This is a genomic window from Oxalicibacterium solurbis (assembly GCF_014635845.1).
In the GTDB taxonomy this organism is placed as follows: domain Bacteria; phylum Pseudomonadota; class Gammaproteobacteria; order Burkholderiales; family Burkholderiaceae_D; genus Oxalicibacterium; species Oxalicibacterium solurbis.
Genome location: NZ_BMDP01000001.1, coordinates 52,573 through 71,453, shown reverse-complemented (window position 1 = coordinate 71,453; position 18,881 = coordinate 52,573). Strand labels below are relative to the sequence as shown.

General features: G+C 61.4%; 19 protein-coding genes. 17 read left to right on the top strand and 2 right to left on the bottom strand.

The genetic code is table 11. The features are described from left to right. The first annotated feature begins 8 nt into the window (after positions 1 to 8). The 8 genes from IEV40_RS00285 to IEV40_RS00250 all read left to right on the top strand — a co-directional run bounded on the left by IEV40_RS00285 (position 9) and on the right by IEV40_RS00250 (position 10,036). Positions 9 to 353 (top strand): DUF2946 family protein, encoded by a 345-nt coding sequence (locus IEV40_RS00285; RefSeq protein ID WP_188418953.1) that lies wholly within the window; start codon positions 9 to 11, stop codon positions 351 to 353. Positions 354 to 442: 89 nt separating this feature from the next. Continuing rightward, positions 443 to 1,708 carry a TolC family protein gene (locus IEV40_RS00280; RefSeq protein WP_188418951.1) on the top strand — a complete coding sequence of 422 codons (1,266 nt, stop codon included), beginning with the start codon at positions 443 to 445 and terminating at the stop codon, positions 1,706 to 1,708. 12 nt (positions 1,709 to 1,720) lie between these two features. Next, positions 1,721 to 2,920, top strand: a complete 1,200-nt coding sequence (locus tag IEV40_RS00275; protein ID WP_229723888.1) for an efflux RND transporter periplasmic adaptor subunit — start codon at positions 1,721 to 1,723, stop codon at positions 2,918 to 2,920. Positions 2,921 to 2,931: 11 nt separating this feature from the next. Beyond that, positions 2,932 to 6,069, top strand: a complete 3,138-nt coding sequence (locus IEV40_RS00270; RefSeq protein ID WP_188418950.1) for an efflux RND transporter permease subunit — start codon at positions 2,932 to 2,934, stop codon at positions 6,067 to 6,069. Positions 6,070 to 6,399: 330 nt separating this feature from the next. Beyond that, positions 6,400 to 7,581 (top strand): zinc metallochaperone GTPase ZigA, encoded by a 1,182-nt coding sequence (gene zigA, locus IEV40_RS00265; RefSeq protein ID WP_188418947.1) that lies wholly within the window; start codon positions 6,400 to 6,402, stop codon positions 7,579 to 7,581. Between the two features lie 210 nt (positions 7,582 to 7,791). Then, complete coding sequence (locus IEV40_RS00260; RefSeq protein ID WP_188418945.1) at positions 7,792 to 8,076, top strand: DUF3649 domain-containing protein; 285 nt, start codon at positions 7,792 to 7,794, stop codon at positions 8,074 to 8,076. Further along, positions 8,073 to 9,683 carry a PepSY-associated TM helix domain-containing protein gene (locus IEV40_RS00255; RefSeq protein WP_188418941.1) on the top strand — a complete coding sequence of 537 codons (1,611 nt, stop codon included), beginning with the start codon at positions 8,073 to 8,075 and terminating at the stop codon, positions 9,681 to 9,683. Before IEV40_RS00260 ends, IEV40_RS00255 begins: the two co-directional genes overlap by 4 nt. Next, positions 9,680 to 10,036 (top strand): DUF3325 domain-containing protein, encoded by a 357-nt coding sequence (locus IEV40_RS00250; RefSeq protein ID WP_188418939.1) that lies wholly within the window; start codon positions 9,680 to 9,682, stop codon positions 10,034 to 10,036. The genes IEV40_RS00255 and IEV40_RS00250 overlap by 4 nt, the downstream gene beginning before the upstream one ends. Positions 10,037 to 10,044: 8 nt before the next feature. Here the strand turns inward: IEV40_RS00250 and IEV40_RS00245 are convergent, their stop codons facing one another. Both IEV40_RS00245 and IEV40_RS00240 read right to left on the bottom strand, forming a co-directional pair. Then, the gene (locus IEV40_RS00245; RefSeq protein WP_188418936.1) at positions 10,045 to 10,422 is read right to left on the bottom strand and encodes a VOC family protein; all 378 of its coding nucleotides are present in this window, start codon (positions 10,420 to 10,422) and stop codon (positions 10,045 to 10,047) included. Positions 10,423 to 10,734: 312 nt separating this feature from the next. Continuing rightward, complete coding sequence (locus tag IEV40_RS00240) at positions 10,735 to 11,493, bottom strand: helix-turn-helix transcriptional regulator (RefSeq protein WP_188418934.1); 759 nt, start codon at positions 11,491 to 11,493, stop codon at positions 10,735 to 10,737. Positions 11,494 to 11,845: 352 nt separating this feature from the next. Here IEV40_RS00240 and IEV40_RS00235 point away from each other — a divergent pair, with 352 nt between their 5' ends. From IEV40_RS00235 to IEV40_RS00195, 9 genes are read left to right on the top strand one after another with little or no spacing between them, the layout of a single operon-like run. Continuing rightward, positions 11,846 to 12,418: a Pvc16 family protein gene (locus IEV40_RS00235; RefSeq protein ID WP_188418932.1), complete on the top strand. Its 573-nt coding sequence runs from the start codon at positions 11,846 to 11,848 to the stop codon at positions 12,416 to 12,418. 13 nt (positions 12,419 to 12,431) lie between these two features. Next, complete coding sequence (locus IEV40_RS00230; protein WP_188418931.1) at positions 12,432 to 13,268, top strand: hypothetical protein; 837 nt, start codon at positions 12,432 to 12,434, stop codon at positions 13,266 to 13,268. 22 nt (positions 13,269 to 13,290) lie between these two features. Further along, positions 13,291 to 14,859, top strand: a complete 1,569-nt coding sequence (locus IEV40_RS00225; RefSeq protein ID WP_188418929.1) for a phage tail sheath family protein — start codon at positions 13,291 to 13,293, stop codon at positions 14,857 to 14,859. A 45-nt stretch (positions 14,860 to 14,904) separates the two neighbouring features. Then, entirely contained in the window at positions 14,905 to 15,363 is a 459-nt protein-coding gene (locus IEV40_RS00220) for a phage tail protein (RefSeq protein WP_188418927.1), read from the top strand. 34 nt (positions 15,364 to 15,397) lie between these two features. Next, positions 15,398 to 15,874 carry a phage tail protein gene (locus tag IEV40_RS00215; protein WP_188418925.1) on the top strand — a complete coding sequence of 159 codons (477 nt, stop codon included), beginning with the start codon at positions 15,398 to 15,400 and terminating at the stop codon, positions 15,872 to 15,874. Positions 15,875 to 15,881: 7 nt separating this feature from the next. After that, positions 15,882 to 16,055: a DUF5908 family protein gene (locus tag IEV40_RS00210; protein ID WP_188418923.1), complete on the top strand. Its 174-nt coding sequence runs from the start codon at positions 15,882 to 15,884 to the stop codon at positions 16,053 to 16,055. Continuing rightward, positions 16,055 to 16,747 (top strand): CIS tube protein, encoded by a 693-nt coding sequence (locus IEV40_RS00205; RefSeq protein ID WP_188418920.1) that lies wholly within the window; start codon positions 16,055 to 16,057, stop codon positions 16,745 to 16,747. The genes IEV40_RS00210 and IEV40_RS00205 overlap by 1 nt, the downstream gene beginning before the upstream one ends. 13 nt (positions 16,748 to 16,760) lie before the next feature. After that, positions 16,761 to 18,554 (top strand): type VI secretion system tip protein VgrG, encoded by a 1,794-nt coding sequence (vgrG, locus tag IEV40_RS00200; RefSeq protein ID WP_188418918.1) that lies wholly within the window; start codon positions 16,761 to 16,763, stop codon positions 18,552 to 18,554. 17 nt (positions 18,555 to 18,571) lie between these two features. Next, the gene (locus tag IEV40_RS00195) at positions 18,572 to 18,874 is read left to right on the top strand and encodes a PAAR domain-containing protein (protein WP_188418916.1); all 303 of its coding nucleotides are present in this window, start codon (positions 18,572 to 18,574) and stop codon (positions 18,872 to 18,874) included. Positions 18,875 to 18,881 lie beyond the last annotated feature (7 nt).

Here is an 18,881-nt window from a genome sequence, read left to right as displayed (position 1 = left end):
TCCATTCCGTGAAAAAACTGCTCGCCATTCTGCTGCTTGTGGTCGTACCGTTCCAGTTCGCCTGGGGCGCGGCGGCCGTCTATTGCCAGCATGAGCAGGGCACGACGGTGCAGCATTTCGGCCATCATATCCATCAGCATCAGAATACCGACGAAAAATCCAGCCATGCCGGCAAGCTGTCGCAATTGCATACGGACTGCGGTTACTGTCATGCGCTGAGCCCGGTCTCGATGCCGGCGAAGGCATCGGCGATGACGCTCCCTCTTGGTTCGATCCATGCCGAACCGCCTGTCGTTTCCTTCTCCTCCCATATCCCCGAAGGCCCCAGAGAGCCTGATCGTTCCGCCGCCTGATACGGCGGAACGCTTCTTCTTTTCCCCAGCCGTTCCGTTGCATTCCGGTCTGCCTGCACAGGCAGTTTCCATGCTGTTAGGAGAATGTGATGACCAGGCTCGTCCTGCTGCTGGCTGTCGTTTGGCTTCCGCTGAACGTGGCAGCGCAATCCCTTGATCGACAGATCGAACCATCCGGCGTCGTGACCTTGCCGCAGGCGCAGGCTTTGGCGCTACAGCGTAACGCCGTCTTTTCGGCCGCGCGAAACGAACGCGGCGCGGCGGAAGGCGCCTACATGCAGGCCGACGTCCTGCCCAATCCCGATGTGTCGCTGTTGATGGAAGACACGCGCCGCGATACGCGCACCACCACGCTGCTTTTCAACCAGCCGATCGAACTCGGCGGCAAGCGTGCGGCGCGCGTGGCAGCGGCGGATCGCGCACGCGCGGTTGCCGATGCCGGCGTAGAGGCAAGCGAAGCCGCTACGCGCGCATCGGTGACGGCAGCGTTCTATGCATTGCTGGCGGCGCAGGAGCAGCAGAAGCTGGCGGCAGAGTCGGCCATGCTGGCAAAACGCGCTGCCGATACGGTCGCCAGGCGTGTGCAGGCCGGACGCGTTTCGCCTGTGGAAGAAACGCGGGCGCGCGTGGCCGAAGCGAATGTGCGGCTGGAACGGGAACGCGCCGACAGCGCGCTGGCGATTGCACGCCGGCAGCTTGCCGCGACCTGGGGCAGCGCCGCGCCACGTTTCACGCAGGCAGAAGGCGAGCTGATGCGCCTGCCGCCATTGCCATCGCAGGAAGCATTGGCGCAGCAATTGCAGCAATCGCCGGCATTGCAGCAGGCGCGGCAGGAAGTGGCGCGCCGCGATGCATTGGCGCGTGTCGAAACCAGCCGCCGCACGCCGGATGTGACGCTTAGCGTCGGCGTCAAGCGCGACGAGGAAATGGGGCGGAATCAGGCCGTGATCGGCGTCTCGATCCCGCTGCCGTTCTTTGACCGCAACCAGGGCAATGTGCTGCAGGCCTTGCGCCGCGCCGATCAGGCGCGTGATGAGCTGGCAGCCGCTGCAATCCGCCTCGACAGTGAACTGATGCAGGCATGGCAGCGGCTGGCGAATGCGCGCAGCGAAGCGCAATCCCTGCGCGACGACATCCTGCCCGGCGCACAACGCGCCTACGATGCCGCAGCCAAGGGCTTTGCCTTCGGCAAGTTCGCCTTTCTCGATGTGCTGGATGCGCAACGCACGCTGCTGGAAGCTCGCGCACGCTATCTACGCACACTGTTCGACGCGCATCTCGCCAGCGCCGACATCACACGCCTGACCGGCGGGCAATTCGTCGCCGAAACGATGATGCCTCTCTCCGCACAATGACCGGATAACGCCATGATGACCAAACCGAACAAGAAACAGACTTACGCCATCCTCGCCATTCTGTGCGCAGGAATTCTCTTGGGCTTGCTGATCCTGCTGGGCGGCAACCATGCTTCCGGCGATGCAGACGAACACGGCCATGCCGAAAACCAAACGCATGCGGAAGGCCAAGAAAGCAAGGCGGCGACAGCCGCATTCGACGACACCCGTATCAAGGCCGCCGGCATCGCGCTGGCCGAAGCAGGACCGGCCACGATCCGTACCACCGTGACGCTGCCGGGCGAGATCGGTTTCAACCAGGATCGCACAGCACATGTCGTGCCGCGCCTAGCCGGTGTCGTGCAGAGCGTTCCGGCCAATCTCGGCCAGAGCGTGAAGAAGGGCGAAGTGCTGGCCGTGCTGGCCAGCACGCAGCTTTCCGAACAGCGCAGCGAACTGCTGGCGGTACGGCAACGCCTGTCGCTGGCGCGCAATATCTACCAGCGCGAGAAGCAGTTATGGGAAGAGAAGATTTCGGCCGAACAGGATTATCTGCAGGCGCGGGCGAATCTGCAGGAAGCGGAGATCGCCGTGCAGAATGCGCAGCAAAAGCTGGCGGCGCTCGGCGCTGACGGCAGCACTGCCGGCGCCTACAACCGTTATGAATTGCGTGCGCCGTTCGACGGCACCGTCGTCGAAAAACATCTGGCGCCGGGCGAAGCGGTCGCCGCAGATGCGAATGTCTTTACCGTTTCCGATCTGGCGACGGTATGGGCGGAAGTCGCGGTACCGGCCAGCGAATTGCATATCGTGCGCGTCGGCGAAACCGTCACGGTACGAGCTACCGCCTTCGATTCGTCGGCGCAGGGCAAGGTCGCCTATGTCGGCGCGTTGCTGGGCCAGCAGACGCGTACCGCGCAGGCCCGCGTGACGTTGCAGAACCCGGACGGCAACTGGCGCCCCGGCTTGTATGTCAACGTCGAAATCGCCACGCAGGAAACGCAGGTTCCGGTTGCTGTCGCGGCGGATGCGATACAGGAAGTGGATGGCAGGCGCGTCGTCTTCGTACGCACTGCCGATGGTTTCATACCGCAGGTGGTGAAGACCGGGCGTGACGACGGAAACCACGTGGAAATCGTCGAGGGACTGCAGACCGGTGCACGGTATGCGGCCGAGGGCAGTTTCATCGTCAAGTCGGAACTGGGCAAGGCGCAAGCCGAGCACAGTCATTGACGGGAGGCCACATGTTCGAACGACTGATACGTTTTGCGATCGATCATCGCTGGCTGGTGTTGTGCCTGGTGGCGCTGATGTCCGCCGTTGGCGTCTACCAGTACCAGAAGCTGCCGATCGATGCGGTGCCGGACATCACCAATGTGCAGGTGCAGATCAATACCGCCGCACCCGGTTATTCGCCGCTGGAAACCGAACAGCGCGTCACGTTCCCGATCGAGACGGCGATGGCCGGTCTGCCGCATCTGGAACAGACGCGCTCGACGTCGCGCTATGGCATCTCGCAAGTGACGGCGATCTTCAAGGAAGGCACCGACATCTATTTCGCACGCCAACTGGTCGGCGAGCGCATGCAGCAGGTACGCGGCAATCTGCCGCCCGACGTGACGCCGGCGATGGGGCCGATCTCGACTGGTCTCGGCGAAATCTACCTGTGGACGGTGGAAACGGAAGATGGCGCGAAGAAGCCGGACGGTACGCCGTATTCGGCGGCCGACCTGCGCGAGATACAGGACTGGATCATCAAGCCGCAGTTGCGCACGGTGCCCGGCGTCACCGAAATCAACACGATAGGCGGGCAGGCGAAGGAATACCAGGTCGCGCCATCGCCGGAAAAACTGTCGTCCTACGGCCTGACGCTGCAGAACGTGATCGATGCGCTGGAACGCAACAATGCCAACGTCGGCGCCGGCTATATCGAACGGCGCGGCGAACAGTTGCTGGTGCGCGTGCCGGGGCAGGTACGCTCGCTGGCCGAAATCGGCGCCGTCATTCTGGGCAATGTCGGTGGCGTGCCGATCCGCATACGCGATATCGGCGAAGTCGGCTACGGCCGTGAACTGCGCACCGGCGCCGCCACCGAAAACGGCCGCGAAGTCGTGCTCGGCACCGTCTTCATGCTGATCGGCGAGAACAGCCGGTCCGTGTCGCGTGCCGTCGATGCGCGGATGCAGGAGATCAATCGCAGCCTGCCGCCCGGCGTGAAGGTGGTGACGGTCTACGACCGCACCGTGCTGGTCGACAAGGCGATCACCACCGTCAAGAAAAACCTGCTGGAAGGCGCGGCGCTGGTGATCGCTGTGCTATTCGTCTTTCTCGGCAACTTCCGTGCGGCGCTGATTACGGCGATGGTGATTCCGCTGTCGATGCTGTTCACGCTGACCGGCATGGCGCATTACCGCATCAGCGCCAATCTGATGAGCCTGGGGGCGCTGGACTTCGGCATCATCGTCGACGGTGCGGTCGTCATCGTCGAGAATTGCGTGCGGCGGCTGGCGCATGCGCAGCAGCACGCCGGCCGGCCACTGACGCGCGACGAGCGTTTCCGCGAAGTGTTCGCGGCAGCACAGGAGGCGCGCCGGCCGCTGATCTATGGCCAGCTGATCATCATGGCGGTCTACCTGCCGATCTTCGCGCTGACCGGCGTCGAAGGGCGGATGTTTCATCCGATGGCGGCGACGGTGGTGCTGGCATTGCTGGGCGCGATGATCCTGTCGATCACCTTCGTGCCGGCGGCGGTTGCGCTGTGCGTGCGCGGCGGCACCGAGCGCGAATACGCGTGGATGGAGCGCCTGCGCGCTGCCTACGCGCGTATGCTGGAGCGCGTGATGCGCAATGCAGCGGTCGTATTGACCTTTGCCGGCGTGCTGGTGGTGCTGGCCGGATTGCTGGCCACGCGCATGGGCAGCGAATTCGTGCCCAGCCTCAACGAAGGCGACCTGTCGATCCAGGCGTTGCGCGTTCCCGGCACCAGCCTGACGCAATCGCTGGCGATGCAACGGCAACTGGAAACGGCACTGATGGCGAAGCATCCGGAAATCGAACGCGTCTTCGCGCGCACCGGGACGGCGGAGATCGCTTCCGACCTGATGCCGCCGAACATTTCGGACGGCTACATCATGCTGAAGCCGCAGGATCAGTGGCCCAGGCCGCGCAAATCGCGCGACGAACTGATCGCGGCGATACGCGAGACGGCAGAATCGGTGCCGGGCAGCAATTACGAATTCTCGCAGCCGATCCAGCTGCGCTTCAACGAACTGATCTCCGGCGTGCGCAGCGACGTCGCCGTCAAGCTGTTCGGCGACGACATGGACGTGCTGAACGATACCGCCGAGCGCATCGCCGACGTCTTGCGCGGCGTGGCCGGCGCATCCGAAGTAAAGGTCGAGCAGACCACCGGCCTGCCGATGCTGACCGTCGCCATCGACCGCGAAAAGGCCGCACGCTACGGCCTGAACATCGCCGATGTGCAGGCGGCGGTATCGATCGCCATCGGCGGGCGCGAGGCCGGCACGCTGTTCGATGGCGATCGCCGTTTTCCGATTGTGGTGCGCTTGCCCGAACGGTTGCGCGGCGATCTGGAAGCGATACGGCGTTTACCGTTGGCGTTGCCGCGCGAGTCGAACGGAAAGGCCGGGCAGGGCGACTACATTCCGTTGTCCGAAGTGGCGACGCTGGAACTGGCACCTGGCCCGAACCAGGTCAGCCGCGAAGACGGCAAGCGCCGCATCGTCGTCAGCGCAAACGTGGCCGGACGCGACATCGGTTCCTTCGTCGCGCAGGCGCGGCAGGCCATCGCAGCGCGCGTGACGGTTCCGCCCGGCTACTGGCTCGCCTGGGGCGGCCAGTTCGAGCAACTGCAATCGGCTGCCGAGCGCCTGCAGATCGTCGTGCCGGCAGCACTGGCGCTGGTTTTCATGCTGCTGTTCGCGATGTTCGGCAACGTGCGTGACGGCCTGGTCGTGTTTAGCGGCATTCCGTTCGCGCTGACCGGCGGCGTGCTGGCGCTGTGGCTGCGCGGCATTCCGCTGTCGATTTCGGCGGCGGTCGGTTTCATTGCGCTGTCCGGCGTGGCGGTGCTGAACGGGCTGGTGATGCTGTCCTTCATCCGCAGCCTGCGCGAGCAGGGCGTTGAACTCGGCGAGGCGATACGCGAGGGCGCGGCGACGCGTCTGCGGCCGGTGCTGATGACGGCGCTGGTCGCTTCGCTCGGGTTCCTGCCGATGGCGCTGGCGACCGGCACCGGCGCTGAAGTGCAGCGTCCGCTGGCGACGGTCGTCATCGGCGGCATCCTGTCGTCCACTGCGCTGACGTTGCTGGTGTTGCCGTTGCTGTACCGGCTGATGCATCGGCAAGCCGTGGGGCATTGAGCGGACGCGGGAAGAAAAGGCTGCATTTTCAATGATGTGATGAACTTGCAGATGGCAGGTGCTTTGAGCGACACGTGATGCACCATGGCCAGAACGTGGATGGCGCTGACATTTTTCTTGCAACCCTTCGGCAAGCCGTTCGTCGTCATCAGAAATCGGCTTGTACGGTTTTCCTGATACATGCAAATCACCGTGCATCGTCAGGTGCCGACAAAATATGCAACAAAGTTGCATTTATGTATAATTGCAACCAAGTTGCATATGGGCGCGATTCAGCAAGCTCAATGCGGCACGTTCCGTTTCATCATTTCGTATCGAGAAAATTTCCGCATGAATCGCTTACCCGTTACCGTATTGTCCGGTTTTCTTGGCGCCGGCAAGACCACATTGCTCAACCACATTCTGCATAACCGCGAAGGGCGGCGTATCGCCGTCATCGTCAACGACATGTCGGAAGTGAACATCGATGCTGCGCTGGTGCGCGACGGCGGTGCCGACCTGTCGCGCACGGAAGAAAAGCTGGTCGAGATGAGCAACGGCTGCATCTGCTGCACGTTGCGTGAGGATTTGCTGGCAGAGGTGGCAAAGATGGCAGGTGAAGGGCGCTTCGATCAACTGGTCATCGAATCGACCGGCATCTCCGAACCGCTACCGGTTGCGGAAACATTCACCTTCACCGACGAACAGGGGCGCAGCTTGTCCGACATGGCGCGGCTGGATACGATGGTGACTGTCGTCGACGGCTTCAATTTCCTGCGGGATTACGGTTCGCGCGATAGTTTGAAAGCGCGTGGCGAATCGCTGGGTGACGAAGACGAACGTACTGTCGTCGATCTGCTGATCGAGCAGATCGAATTTTGCGACGTGATTGTGCTGAACAAGACCGATCTGATAGAAGATGCCGGCCGCGAGCGCCTGAAGGGCATCCTGCATAGCTTGAATCCGCGTGCACGCATCGTGGAGTCGTCGTTCGGCAAGGTGGCGCTCGATATGGTGCTGGATACCGGGCTGTTCGATTTCGCGCAAGCAGCGCAGGCGCCCGGCTGGTTGAAGGAATTGCGCGGCGAACATGTGCCGGAAAGCGAGGAATACGGCATCGCGAGCTTCGTCTATCGCCGCCGCCGGCCGTTCCATCCGCAGCGCTTCTTCGACGTCGTGCAACGTGAGTGGCCAGGCGTGATCCGCTCAAAGGGATTCTTCTGGCTGGCGAGTCGCCCGACGGCTGCTGCGTCATGGTCGCAGGCGGGCAGCGTCTGCCGGCATGGTGTCGCCGGATTGTGGTGGGCCGCAGTACCTCCCGAAAAATGGCCCGAAGATCCTGAAGCCGTTGCCAGAATCCGTATGGACTGGTCCGACGGCACTGGTGATGCCCGACAGGAGTTGGTGTTGATCGGTATCGGCATGGATGAGGCGGCGCTGCGCTGCATGCTGGACGATTGCCTGTTGACCGACGAGGAAATGGAGCAGGGGCCGCAAGCCTGGCAGGAATATCACGATCCCTTTCCATGGTAATTGCGGGCAACTGATCGAGCGGCGCAAATGCGCCGCTTTTCTTTTGTGCGTTGCATGGGAATTCCAAGCTGCTGCAGCGTGTCGATTGCCTTGCCGCGGCTTTTTCAATACAATGCAAACGATAATTATTCTCATTATTGCGCTGTTATCCGATTTACCCCGGAACGGCAGCAGCGGCAGGCAACACAGTTAATCCGTCGGTACCGAACGATGAAAGAAGAATTGCAATACAAATTTGGGGTGGCGGCACGTGCAATGGCGGCCATCGGCGGCGGCTATGTGGTCGCTGCGCTGTCCACTGCCGTGCTGGCATTGGGGCTGCCGTTGGCAAAAGCGGATGCCGTGCTGACGGCGACGATGCTGTCGTTCACGGTCTACACCTGCGCGACGATCTGGGTCTTCGCTGCGAAAACCGCATGGCGTGCCTGGGTTGGCCTCGTTGCGCCTGCAGCCGTGTTGGGCCTGTTGCTGATGGCATTGCGGAGCGGGGCATGAAGGAAGGATTCCGCCAGTCGATGGCGTGGCTGCATACCTGGTCCGGCCTGCTGGTGTGCTGGATATTGTTTTTGATATTCGCGGCCGGCACGTCGTCCTATTACCGCGACGAGATTTCATCATGGATGAAACCGGAATTGCAGGCTGCCACCGCGGCGCCGGTCGGCAACGTGCAGGCTGCGCAAAATGCCGTACGTGCACTGGAGCAGCAGGCGCCGGATGCGACGCGCTGGTTCATTTCACTGCCGGACGACCGCACGCCGACGATGCGCATCGGCTGGATTCCGCGCGCCGTGCCGGGAGAAAAGCCGGCCCGCTTCCAGAGCATGCTGCTCGATCCTGCCACCGGTGCCGCGATGCCGTCGGTACGCGAAACGCGCGGCGGCGAATTCCTCTATCGCTTGCATTTCGACCTGCATTACATTCCTGTGCGCTGGGCTCGCTGGATCGTCGGTTTCTGCGCGATGTTCATGCTGGTTGCGATCGTCACCGGCGTCATCACGCACAAGCGCATCTTCAAGGATTTCTTCACGTTTCGTCCGAAGAAGGGACAGCGATCGTGGCTCGATGCGCACAATGCGCTCGGCGTGCTGGCCTTGCCGTATCACCTGATGATCACCTATACGGGATTGATCACGCTGATGTTCATGTACATGCCGAGCGGTGTGGAAACGGTCTACAAAGGCGATCAGCAGGCATTCTTCGCCGACGTCTTCCCGTCTGCGCAGAACGGGCCGGCTGCCGGCAGGCCGGCGGCACTCACGCCAATCGCGCCGATCGTGGAGCGGGCAGAGCAGCAATGGCAGGGCGCGGCCGCTTCCATCACCATCAATCATCCGGGCGATGCCAATGCGACGGTTTCCGTCACGCGCCAGTACTACAGACATCTGTCCTATTTGCGTCCGTCCATGCAGTTCAACGGCACCAGCGGTGAGCTGATTGCATCGCATGGCGATTCGGTCAGCGGTGCGGCGGAAACGCGCGGCGTGCTGTATGGCCTGCACATGGCGCATTTCTCCGATCCGTTGCTGCGCTTCCTGTTCTTCCTGTGCGGGCTCGCAGGATGCGCGATGGTGGCGACCGGTGCCTTGCTGTGGGCCGTGAAGAAACGGCAGGGACAGGCGAAGGCGATCGCGGCCGGCGCACGTCCTACCTTCGGCCTGCGGCTGGTGGAAGGCATGAACATCGGCGTGATCGCCGGCCTGCCGATCGCTTTCGCCGCCTATTTCTGGGCGAACCGGCTGCTGCCGGTTGGACTCGAAAATCGCATCGATATCGAAGCGCGCTGCTTCTTCATCGCATGGGGCGTTGCGCTGGCCTGCGCGCATATAAGGCCGTCGCGCCGCATGTGGCAATGGCTGCTGGCGTTCGGCGGTTTCCTGTTCATGTCGCTGCCAGTATTGAACGCATTCACCACCAATCTGCATCTGGGCGTGACGCTGCTGCACGGTCCGGCGGTATTCGCCGGTTTCGACCTGATGGCACTGCTGTTGGGTTGCTGCTTCGCGTATGCGGCATGGCGGCTGAAGGGCGGTAAGCACGGTGTGCAGAAGAAGCCTTTGAAGAGACCAGCAGCCGATGAAAAACTGATGCCGGAGGCGACATGAGCGCTTTCATCGGATTCGTCACCGGACTCATGCTGGCTTGCTGCGGCTGGACTGCGCTCAGCCTGGCAATGGATCGCCACTATTCGGATATCCACGGCCGCGGCAAGGAACCGAGCATGGCCGTGCGCCAATTGTTTCGCGCAATGGGAACGCTGGCTTTGCTGGCGGCCTTCGCCGTCTGCGTAGCACTGGAAGGCTGGACCATCGGCCCGGTGCTGTGCCTGGGCACGCTGACGGCTGCGGCGCTGATACTGGTGCTGTTGCTCAGCTATGCGCCGCACCGCGTCGTCATCGGCGGCAAGATCGCAGCCGCTGCATCGTTGTTGCTGGGCGCCGGCTGGCTGTTCGGATAGATGTTCGACTAACCGGAGACGATGCTAAGTATATTGCCGTCCGGATCCTTGAACCATGCGACCTTCATGCCATCGCCGACGTAAAGATCGTTCTCTAACGTCAAACCTGGCAGATCGTAATGTTCAAAGGCTATCCCCTTGTTCTTCAGCATGCGGGCAATAGCGTCGATATCGTCACCGACATTCCATATCAGCGTCGTCGCCTTGTTGGTACCGGCATATTGTGACTGGTAGACGTTGATTCTCGTGTTGCCGCTGCGGTAGGTAATGACTTCTTTATCTATGGTCGATTCCTTTTGCAAGCCGAGTACGGTTTCGTAAAATTTCGCTGCGACCTGCATATCCCTGACTGCGATCATCGCGATCGCATCCTTGTTGTTGAACATGTCAGTCTCCTTGTATGGAATTGCCGGCGGAACATTCCCCGATGCGCACTTGCTTGATGCGACCGTGATCGGAATAGCGCGGATGATCATGTGACTGATCGGCAGAATGATCGTTCGCTGCGGAGATTTGCAGAAATGCAAGATGGCGGCCGGCCGCAGTGGAGCAACGCTATGCCGTGCCTGCATGTGACCACGGCATGGTTGCGATTACGCCGGTTGCCGCCTTGCTGCAATTTGCCTCGCCATATTTCATATCTATGCATGCATCGCGCATGTAGCAGGCCTGTCGTACGTCGATAAAGGAAAAACGGCTCAGGCGTTATGGCGTGGTGCGACGATGCCCATCATCACGGCCTTGCTGATCGCATGTCGTGTGCCGTAGACGCCGAGCTTGGACGACACGCTGCGCAGGTGGAAATAGACGGTGCGTTGCGAGATGCCGAGGATCATGCCGATCTCGGCGCTGGTCTTGCCGTTGGCACTCCAGCCGAGGCACTCGACTTCGCGTTCCGACAGTGCGGAAGCAGAAGTTTTGTCACCGACAGCCTTGCCGCACACTTGCTGGCGTAGCAGATATTCCGCCGACTGATGCGTATAAGACGCCAGCATCAACAGATCGGCCTGTTCCGCCATCGATGCGGTTGCGGGCTTCTCGCGATAGAAGTCGATGCGGCTGACGGCCTGTGCGCTGCGGCTGCAGATGCTGATGCCGCCATGAATGCCCGCGCTCATCAATGCATCGTAGAGCCGGCTGTTTCCCTTGATGCACATCTGTTCGATTGTCCACTCGATGGGCACATTGGTGCCGTTGGCATGAATGGAATTCGGATCTCGGCGGCTTGCGGAACTTTCCCGAAAAATGACGTCAAACGAAGGTTCCAGCGTACCGTGCGCATGGCTGAGTATCTTGCCGTCGGCCTGTGTGAAGAGAATGAATTGCATGAACCTGCAATAGCCGAAGCGCGGTAGTAAGCGTTCGAGCGAGCAGGTGAGGTCGGCCCAGCGCCTGGTCTTGGAAATTTCGGCGATCTCGACATCGGACAGGCGAGCACCGGAATCATTGCGTGCCATGATCAGTCCTGTTGGTATGCCGAGCACCGGTAGCTTCCCGTGGGATTTTCATCATTTCAAAGAACCTAAACATTCCGACGGGAAATTTACTGCGTCGATTATCGTAAGGTTGTCACATCATATACATCCCATATTCATGGGAATAGCCCCTCGGCCAGATCGCCTTTTTATCGCAGAATCCGCAAGAGATCACCTGTCATTTTTGACAGGTGACGACTGACAGCACGAGACCGTATAACTTCACCTGTTTCGGCAGGGGAACTTTCATGGTGGCAAGGGATACGGCTCGGTTGGAGGCAGAAAAGCGCATACGTCGCTGTTCTTCTGCTTGTCCAACGCCGATGGGATGTGCATGATCAATGCGGCCCTTGCCCATCTCGCCAGCCAGTTGAACCAGTCGCTCAAACGCGAATACAGCCTGGCCGAGGATATCGTCGTCGTCTCCAACATCGTCGAGCCGAACGGCAGCGTCGCTCCCAATGTCAGCAACAAGCTCGTCATGCTGGTGGCGAACATCGAGAAGGACACGGTGCCGCAGCATCAGTCCAGCCAGGCCGGTAGCGGGCGTATCGCCGTCGGCGCGCAGCCGCTGTTCCTCAATCTGTACGTGATGGTCGCCGCCAATTTCAACGGCACCAGCTATCCCGAAGCGCTGAAGCTGATTTCCAGCGCGATCTCCTTTTTCCAGCGGCAGGCGGTATTCGACCATCAATCGACGCCGGACCTCGATCCGCGCATCGAACGCCTGATCCTCGATCTGGAAAACCTGAAGATCCAGGACCTCAACAACGTCTGGGGCCTGCTGAGCGGCAAGTATCTGCCGTCGGTGCTCTACAAGGTCCGCATGATCACGATCGACAGCGCCATGGCTGTCGATCAGGTGCCGACGTTGCGCGCGCCGCGCGTGGCGACGCATCAGGAATGACGGCGAGGCACGAATGGGAAGCTATGTACCGCTGTTCCGACTCGCCGTCGCGCACGATTTCTTCGCCGATGGCATTTGCCGTCATCTCGGCTTCGTGGCGGCAGGACAGACTGCACGCGCCGTCCGCAATGCCCAGCTGGTGATCCGCAACACAGATGGCGGCCTCGGCATCTTCTGCGACGAAGACAGGCTGGCGGACCTGCGCAGCGAAACGGGTGCGCAGGCCATTGCGCTGTCCTTCATCGCCTGCAGCAGCGATCCACATTTCGTCCAGTACACGGCGGCGCCGGTCGCCGATGCGCAGCGCCTGCTCGTCTTCGACAGCCGCCGTGCCGTGCCTGGCGAAGACGGCCGCGGCCGGCTGCATGCAGCGGAATGCGCGGGCGAGAGCGATCTGCAGGATGTCGCATCGCCGGAATTGGCCGGCATCGTCGATCGCGCGGCCCTGCTGGCACGGCCGGCTTTCGTCGTCACGTTCGCCGTCGGCGACGGCGATCTGCGGGACGTCGCCGACTATTCGCTGCGATTCGCCGCCCGCAGCAGCTACTGGAAGTACTACATCGATGGCGATCTGTCGTCGCGCGAACTGGCGATCGTCGATCTGGACGGCAGGGAAGATTTCACGCAGGCCGGCACCGAACGCCTGCGCGGCCGGCCGTCGCACGTGTTCCGTTCCGGCAAGGCGATCCCGATGCAGGAACGTCACACTCAGCGGTTTCAACTGAAGGAGCGCGGCACCTTCGGTGAAAAAGTCGTCGTCAAGCGCCTGCCCAATGCATCGGTCAACCGCATCGGGATGGAAACGATCGATGGCAAGGCAGCACTGGTCTCGGAAATGTATATCGGCTAATCAGCTAACTTGAGGAGGTTGTATGGGGCAATACAAGACGCCTGGCGTCTATATCGTTGAAAAGAACGCATTCCCGAATTCCGTGGTCGAGGTGGCGACCGCGGTGCCGGCTTTCGTCGGTTACACCGAGATGGCGGACAACAAGGGAACCTCGCTGTCCAACAAGCCGTGGCGCATCTCGTCGATGGCCGAGTTCCACAGCTATTACGGCTATGCACCGCACGCGCAGTTCACGATCGCGCCGAAGGACGACAAGACCGACAAGGATTTCGACCTCGTCACACCGAACTCGAATCCGAAGGAAGTCAAGCCTTACATGCTGACGCAGGATACCGGCAAATACCTGTTGTACTACAGCATGATGCTGTTCTTCCAGAACGGCGGCGGCCCGTGCTACATCGTTTCCGTCGGCAGCTATGCGGACGATATCGATGCGGAAAAGCTGACGGCCGGTGTCGATCTGCTGAAGAAGGAGCAGGAACCGACGATGGTCGTGATTCCTGAAGCCATGCTGCTCGACAAGGACAACTGCACCTCGGTACAGCAGGCGATGCTGCGCCACTGCGGCGAGACGATGCGCAACCGTTTTGCGATCCTCGACATCCACGACGGCTACAAGGAGCGTACCGATCCTTCGGGCGACTGCATCAACGCATTCCGCGATGCGCTGGGCATCAACAACCTCGATTTTGGCGCGGCCTACTACCCGTGGGTCAACACGACCATCGTGCAGGAGCGCTCGCTCGGCTACGAAAACATCACGAACCTGCCGGACCTGCAGGCGCTGCTGAAGACCGAACTGCAGTTCGCCGACGCGCTGACCGACGACGACAAGAAGGACCCGAAGCGCGTGGCTGCCTTCAACGCGATCGCCGATATCGGCAATGCCTGGGACAAGGATGCGTCGCTGACGCCGGATGTCGTCGCGACGAAGAAGATCTTCCTGAACAAGACACTGGTTGCGATCAGCCCGGTGTTCAACGTCATCCTCGACGTCATCAAGCGCCGCCTGAACCTGCTGCCGCCGGCCGCCGCCATGGCCGGCGTCTACACGGCGACCGACAACCAGCGCGGCGTGTGGAAGGCACCGGCCAACGTCAGCCTGAATTCGGTATCGGCCCCGACCGTCAACATCACGCACGCCGAACAGGAAGACCTGAACGTGACGACCGCCGGCAAGTCGATCAACGCGATCCGCACTTTCATTGGCGAAGGCACGCTGGTCTGGGGCGCCCGCACGCTGGACGGCAACAGCCTCGACTGGCGCTACATCAACGTGCGCCGCACGATGATCATGCTGGAAGAATCGATCAAGCTGGCATCCAAGGCCTATGTGTTCGAGCCGAACGTGGCCAACACCTGGGTCACGATCAAGGGCATGATCCGCAACTTCCTGACCGGCATCTGGAAGCGCGGCGGCCTGGCCGGCGCCAGCCCGGACGATGCGTTCGCCGTGTTCGTCGGCCTCGGCGAGACGATGACGCCGGAAGACATCCTCGAAGGCATGTTGCGCGTGACCGTGCTGGTCGCGATCAGCCGCCCGGCCGAATTCATCGAGATCACCTTCCAGCAGCAGATGCAGAAGTCCTGATCCGCTTATTCCATTCGATCAAAACTATTCAGACAGAGGTAAGTAATGGCAGACGACGGTTCGAAACAATCCACCAGTGTATGGCCGATGCCGAAGTTCTACTTCCAGGTGAAGTGGGATTCGCAGGTCATGTCCTTCCAGGAAATTACCGGACTGGACATTCAGTCCGAAGAAATCAAGTATCGCCACGGCGACAGCCCGGAATTCTCGGTCATCAAGATGCCGGGCCTGAAGAAGGTCGGCAACGTCACGATGAAGAAGGGCGTCTTCAAGGGCGACAACAAGTTCTGGGACTGGTTCAACCAGATCAAGATGAACACGATCAAGCGCGTGCCGGTCACGATCAGCCTGCTCGACGAAACCGGCGCGCCGACGATGGTGTGGACGCTGGCGAACGCCTGGCCGACCAAGATCACCGGCACCGACCTGAAGGCGGAAGGCAACGAAGTCGCGATCGAGACCATCGAGATCGTCCACGAGGGCCTGACCATCGCCAACGGCTGACCGGCGCAAGCCGGATCGCACGGAGTAAAACACCATGCCGGACGCCAACGCGCTGGTCGGGAAGGGCGGCTATCCGCCGTCCGCCTTCTATTTCAAGGTGGTGTTTTCCGCCACGATGGGCATGTCCGACACCTCCTTCCAGGAAGTGTCGGGCATCACCTCGGAACTGGAAACCGAAACCGTCACCGAAGGCGGCGAGAACCGCTATCAGCTGCAGTTGCCCAAGGCCGTCAAGCATCCGTTGCTGGAACTCAAGCGCGGCATCGCGTCGGCCACGTCGCCGCTGGTGATCTGGTGCCGTTCGGTGTTCGAGATGGATTTCGCCGTGCCCATCGTGCCGATGCCGATTGCCGTCTACCTGATGGATGAAAACCAGGTGCCGATCCGCGCCTGGACCTTCGCCAACGCCTTTCCCGTCAAGTGGGAAGTGGAAGGCTTCGGCTCGACCAAGAACGAAGTCGCGATCGAGAAGATCGCGTTAAGTTACACGTATTCCAACCGGCTCATCTGAATCCGCCATGTCCATCGAAATCAGGCAATTGCTGATCAAGTCCAATGTCGTCCAGCGCTGCGCCACCGGCGGCGAGGGCGGCGGCGATTCCGATGAACAGCGCGCGGAAATGCACGAAGACATCCTCGCGCAATGCCGCGAGCTGGTGCTGGACATCCTCGCGCAGCGGGGTGAACGCTGATGCCAGGAATCAGCACCGGACTGAAGAAGAAGCTGACCATCTCCGCCTGCACGGTGGACGAGGCCGGCAATATCGCGGTCGACAATTCGCAGACGGCATTCGAGGTCTTGATCAATCCGTCCAGCTACAAGCACCAGCGTGCAATCGAATACAACAAGAAGAAAACGATCGGCCAGGCCGGCGCCACGCCGCGTTTCAACGGCATGTGTCCGGAAAAGGTCACGCTGCAGGACATCATCCTCGACGGCACCGGTGTCGTTTCGCTGATCGGCATGAGCGACGTCAAGACGATGGTCGATAAGCTGATGACCGTCATCTACAAGTATGTCGGCAAGAGCCACGAGCCGAACTACGTGCGCCTGCTGTGGGGCAGCCTGATTTTCTTCTGCCGCGCCGAATCGATCGGCGTCGACTACACGCTGTTCAAGCCGAGCGGTGCGCCGCTGCGCGCCAAGGTGCAGATCACCTTCGTCGGCTGGATGAGCGAACAGGAAGCGATGCTGAAGGCCAATCCGTCGTCGCCGGACCTGACGCACCTGGTCGAGGTCAAGGCCGGCGATACGCTGCCGCTGCTGTGCTACCGCATCTACAAGGACAGCGGCTACTACCCGCAGGTGGCACGCCTCAACGGCATCACCAATTTCCGCGACCTGCGTCCGGGAACGGTGCTGCGTTTTCCGCCGCTGGCGTGATTCGGGGAAAGATATGGCAGATTCCCCGGCAGTCGGCAGTTCCGACGTTCTCAAGCTGACGATCACCAGCAACGGCAGTCCGCTGGCGACCACCATCGGCATCGAATCGGTCAGCATCAACAAGAGCGTCAACAAGGTATCGATGGCGCGCATCGTCATCCGCGACGGCGACATGCCGAACGCCGAATTCCCGCAGAGCGACGCCGCCGATTTCGTGCCGGGCGCAGCCATTGTCGTCAGCGCTGGCTATGGCTCGACCGAGACGTCGATTTTCGAAGGCGTCATCATCCGCCACAGCATCAAGATCACCGGCGCCAACCATTCGCGCCTGATCGTCGAATGCCGCGACAAGGCGGTCGGCATGACGATAGGACGCAAGAATGCCAACTACGTCGACCAGCTTGACAGCGACATCATCAGCAAGCTGATCGGCAACTGCAGCGGCCTGTCGGCCGATGTGACGGCGACCTCGGTGCAGCACAAGGAACTGGTGCAGTACTACTGCACCGACTGGGATTACATGGTCGCGCGTGCCGAGGTCAACGGCATGCTGGTGACGGTGGATGCCGCCAAGGTCACCGTGCAGCCGCCAGCCGTCAGCGGCTCGGCGGTACTGACGGTCACCTACGGCATGGATCTGATGGAGTTCCACGCCGACATCGATGCGCGCACGCAATTGACGTCGGTGCAGGGCACGACATGGGACCTGTCCACGCAGGCCGTGGCGCAGACGACCGCTTCGCCGAAGACGCTGAATGCACAGGGCAATCTGGACAGCGCGACGCTGGCCGGCGTGATCGGCCTCGCCAATTTCAACCTGCAGACTGCCGTGCCGCTCGATACCGGATCGCTGCAGGCCTGGGCCGATGGCCAGCAGTTGAAGGCCGGGCTGTCGCGCATCCGCGGCCGCATGAAATTCCAGGGTAGCGCGCTGGCGCTGCCGGGCGCTCTGATCGAGATCAAGGGCGTCGGCGCGCGTTTCAGCGGCAACGTCTTCGTCAGCGCCGTCAACCACGATATCGAAAACGGCAACTGGGTCACCGAAGTCGAGTTCGGCATGCCGCACCGCTGGTTCGTCGAGCAGCAGGACGACGTGATCGCGCCGCCGGCGGCCGGCCTCGCGCCGGGTGTGCAGGGCCTGCAGATCGGTGTCGTGATGAAGCTCGATGCCGATCCGGACGGGCAGTACAAGATCCAGGTATCGACGCCGGTGATGCAGCCCGAGACCGACGGCGTGTGGGCGCGGCTGGCCGGTTTCTATGCGTCCAGCGGTTTCGGTTCCTTCTTCCTGCCGGAAATCGGCGACGAAGTCGTGCTCGGTTACTTCAACGACGATCCGTCGCATCCTGTCATTCTCGGCAGCCTGTACAGCAGCAGCCGCAAGCCGGCCTACGAACCGGCGGCGGAAAACAATTTCAAGGCGATCGTCACGCGCAGCATGCTCAAGTGCGAATTCGACGACGACAAGAAGATCATCACGCTGACCACGCCGGCCGCCAACAAGATCGTCATCAGCGACGATGCCAAGTCCATCCTGCTGTCGGACCAGAACGGCAACACGCTGGAACTGAAGCCGGACGGCATCTACCTCGATAGCGCGAAGGACATCGTGATGAATGCCAAGGGCAAGGTCACGATCACCGCCACCGGCAACATCGAAAGTACGTCCCAGGCCGACATCAAGAGCCAGGGGCTGAACATCAACAACAACGCCAACGTCGGCTTCGTCGCCAAAGGCGCGGCGTCGGCGGAACTGTCCGCGTCCGGCCAGACCACGGTCAAGGGCGCGATGGTCATGATCAACTGAGCGCAGGAGAGAAAACGATGCCGCCCGCCGCCCGCATTACCGACATGCATGTCTGCCCGATGCAGACGCCTGCATTTCCGGCACCGATTCCGCACGTCGGCGGGCCGATCATCGGTCCTTGCGTGCCGCAGGTGCTGATCGGCAATCTGCCGGCCGCCGTGGTCGGCGACAGCTGCGTCTGCGTCGGCCCGCCGGACAGCATCGTCAAGGGTTCGGCCACCGTGATGATCGGCGGCAAGCCGGCCGCACGCATGGGCGACACGACGGCGCATGGCGGCAACATCGCCATCGGTTATCCGACCGTGATGATCGGCGGTTGAGGGAAGC

Bases quoted from the DNA above. Each gene is read 5' to 3' on its own strand.
- IEV40_RS00280 (WP_188418951.1), top strand. From the start codon at position 443: ATGACCAGGCTCGTCCTGCTGCTGGCTGTCGTTTGGCTTCCGCTGAAC.
- IEV40_RS00275 (WP_229723888.1), top strand. From the start codon at position 1,721: ATGATGACCAAACCGAACAAGAAACAGACTTACGCCATCCTCGCCATT.
- IEV40_RS00270 (WP_188418950.1), top strand. From the start codon at position 2,932: ATGTTCGAACGACTGATACGTTTTGCGATCGATCATCGCTGGCTGGTG.
- zigA (WP_188418947.1), top strand. From the start codon at position 6,400: ATGAATCGCTTACCCGTTACCGTATTGTCCGGTTTTCTTGGCGCCGGC.
- IEV40_RS00260 (WP_188418945.1), top strand. From the start codon at position 7,792: ATGAAAGAAGAATTGCAATACAAATTTGGGGTGGCGGCACGTGCAATG.
- IEV40_RS00255 (WP_188418941.1), top strand. From the start codon at position 8,073: ATGAAGGAAGGATTCCGCCAGTCGATGGCGTGGCTGCATACCTGGTCC.
- IEV40_RS00250 (WP_188418939.1), top strand. From the start codon at position 9,680: ATGAGCGCTTTCATCGGATTCGTCACCGGACTCATGCTGGCTTGCTGC.
- IEV40_RS00245 (WP_188418936.1), bottom strand. From the start codon at position 10,422: ATGTTCAACAACAAGGATGCGATCGCGATGATCGCAGTCAGGGATATG.
- IEV40_RS00240 (WP_188418934.1), bottom strand. From the start codon at position 11,493: ATGGCACGCAATGATTCCGGTGCTCGCCTGTCCGATGTCGAGATCGCC.
- IEV40_RS00235 (WP_188418932.1), top strand. From the start codon at position 11,846: ATGATCAATGCGGCCCTTGCCCATCTCGCCAGCCAGTTGAACCAGTCG.
- IEV40_RS00230 (WP_188418931.1), top strand. From the start codon at position 12,432: ATGGGAAGCTATGTACCGCTGTTCCGACTCGCCGTCGCGCACGATTTC.
- IEV40_RS00225 (WP_188418929.1), top strand. From the start codon at position 13,291: ATGGGGCAATACAAGACGCCTGGCGTCTATATCGTTGAAAAGAACGCA.
- IEV40_RS00220 (WP_188418927.1), top strand. From the start codon at position 14,905: ATGGCAGACGACGGTTCGAAACAATCCACCAGTGTATGGCCGATGCCG.
- IEV40_RS00215 (WP_188418925.1), top strand. From the start codon at position 15,398: ATGCCGGACGCCAACGCGCTGGTCGGGAAGGGCGGCTATCCGCCGTCC.
- IEV40_RS00210 (WP_188418923.1), top strand. From the start codon at position 15,882: ATGTCCATCGAAATCAGGCAATTGCTGATCAAGTCCAATGTCGTCCAG.
- IEV40_RS00205 (WP_188418920.1), top strand. From the start codon at position 16,055: ATGCCAGGAATCAGCACCGGACTGAAGAAGAAGCTGACCATCTCCGCC.
- vgrG (WP_188418918.1), top strand. From the start codon at position 16,761: ATGGCAGATTCCCCGGCAGTCGGCAGTTCCGACGTTCTCAAGCTGACG.
- IEV40_RS00195 (WP_188418916.1), top strand. From the start codon at position 18,572: ATGCCGCCCGCCGCCCGCATTACCGACATGCATGTCTGCCCGATGCAG.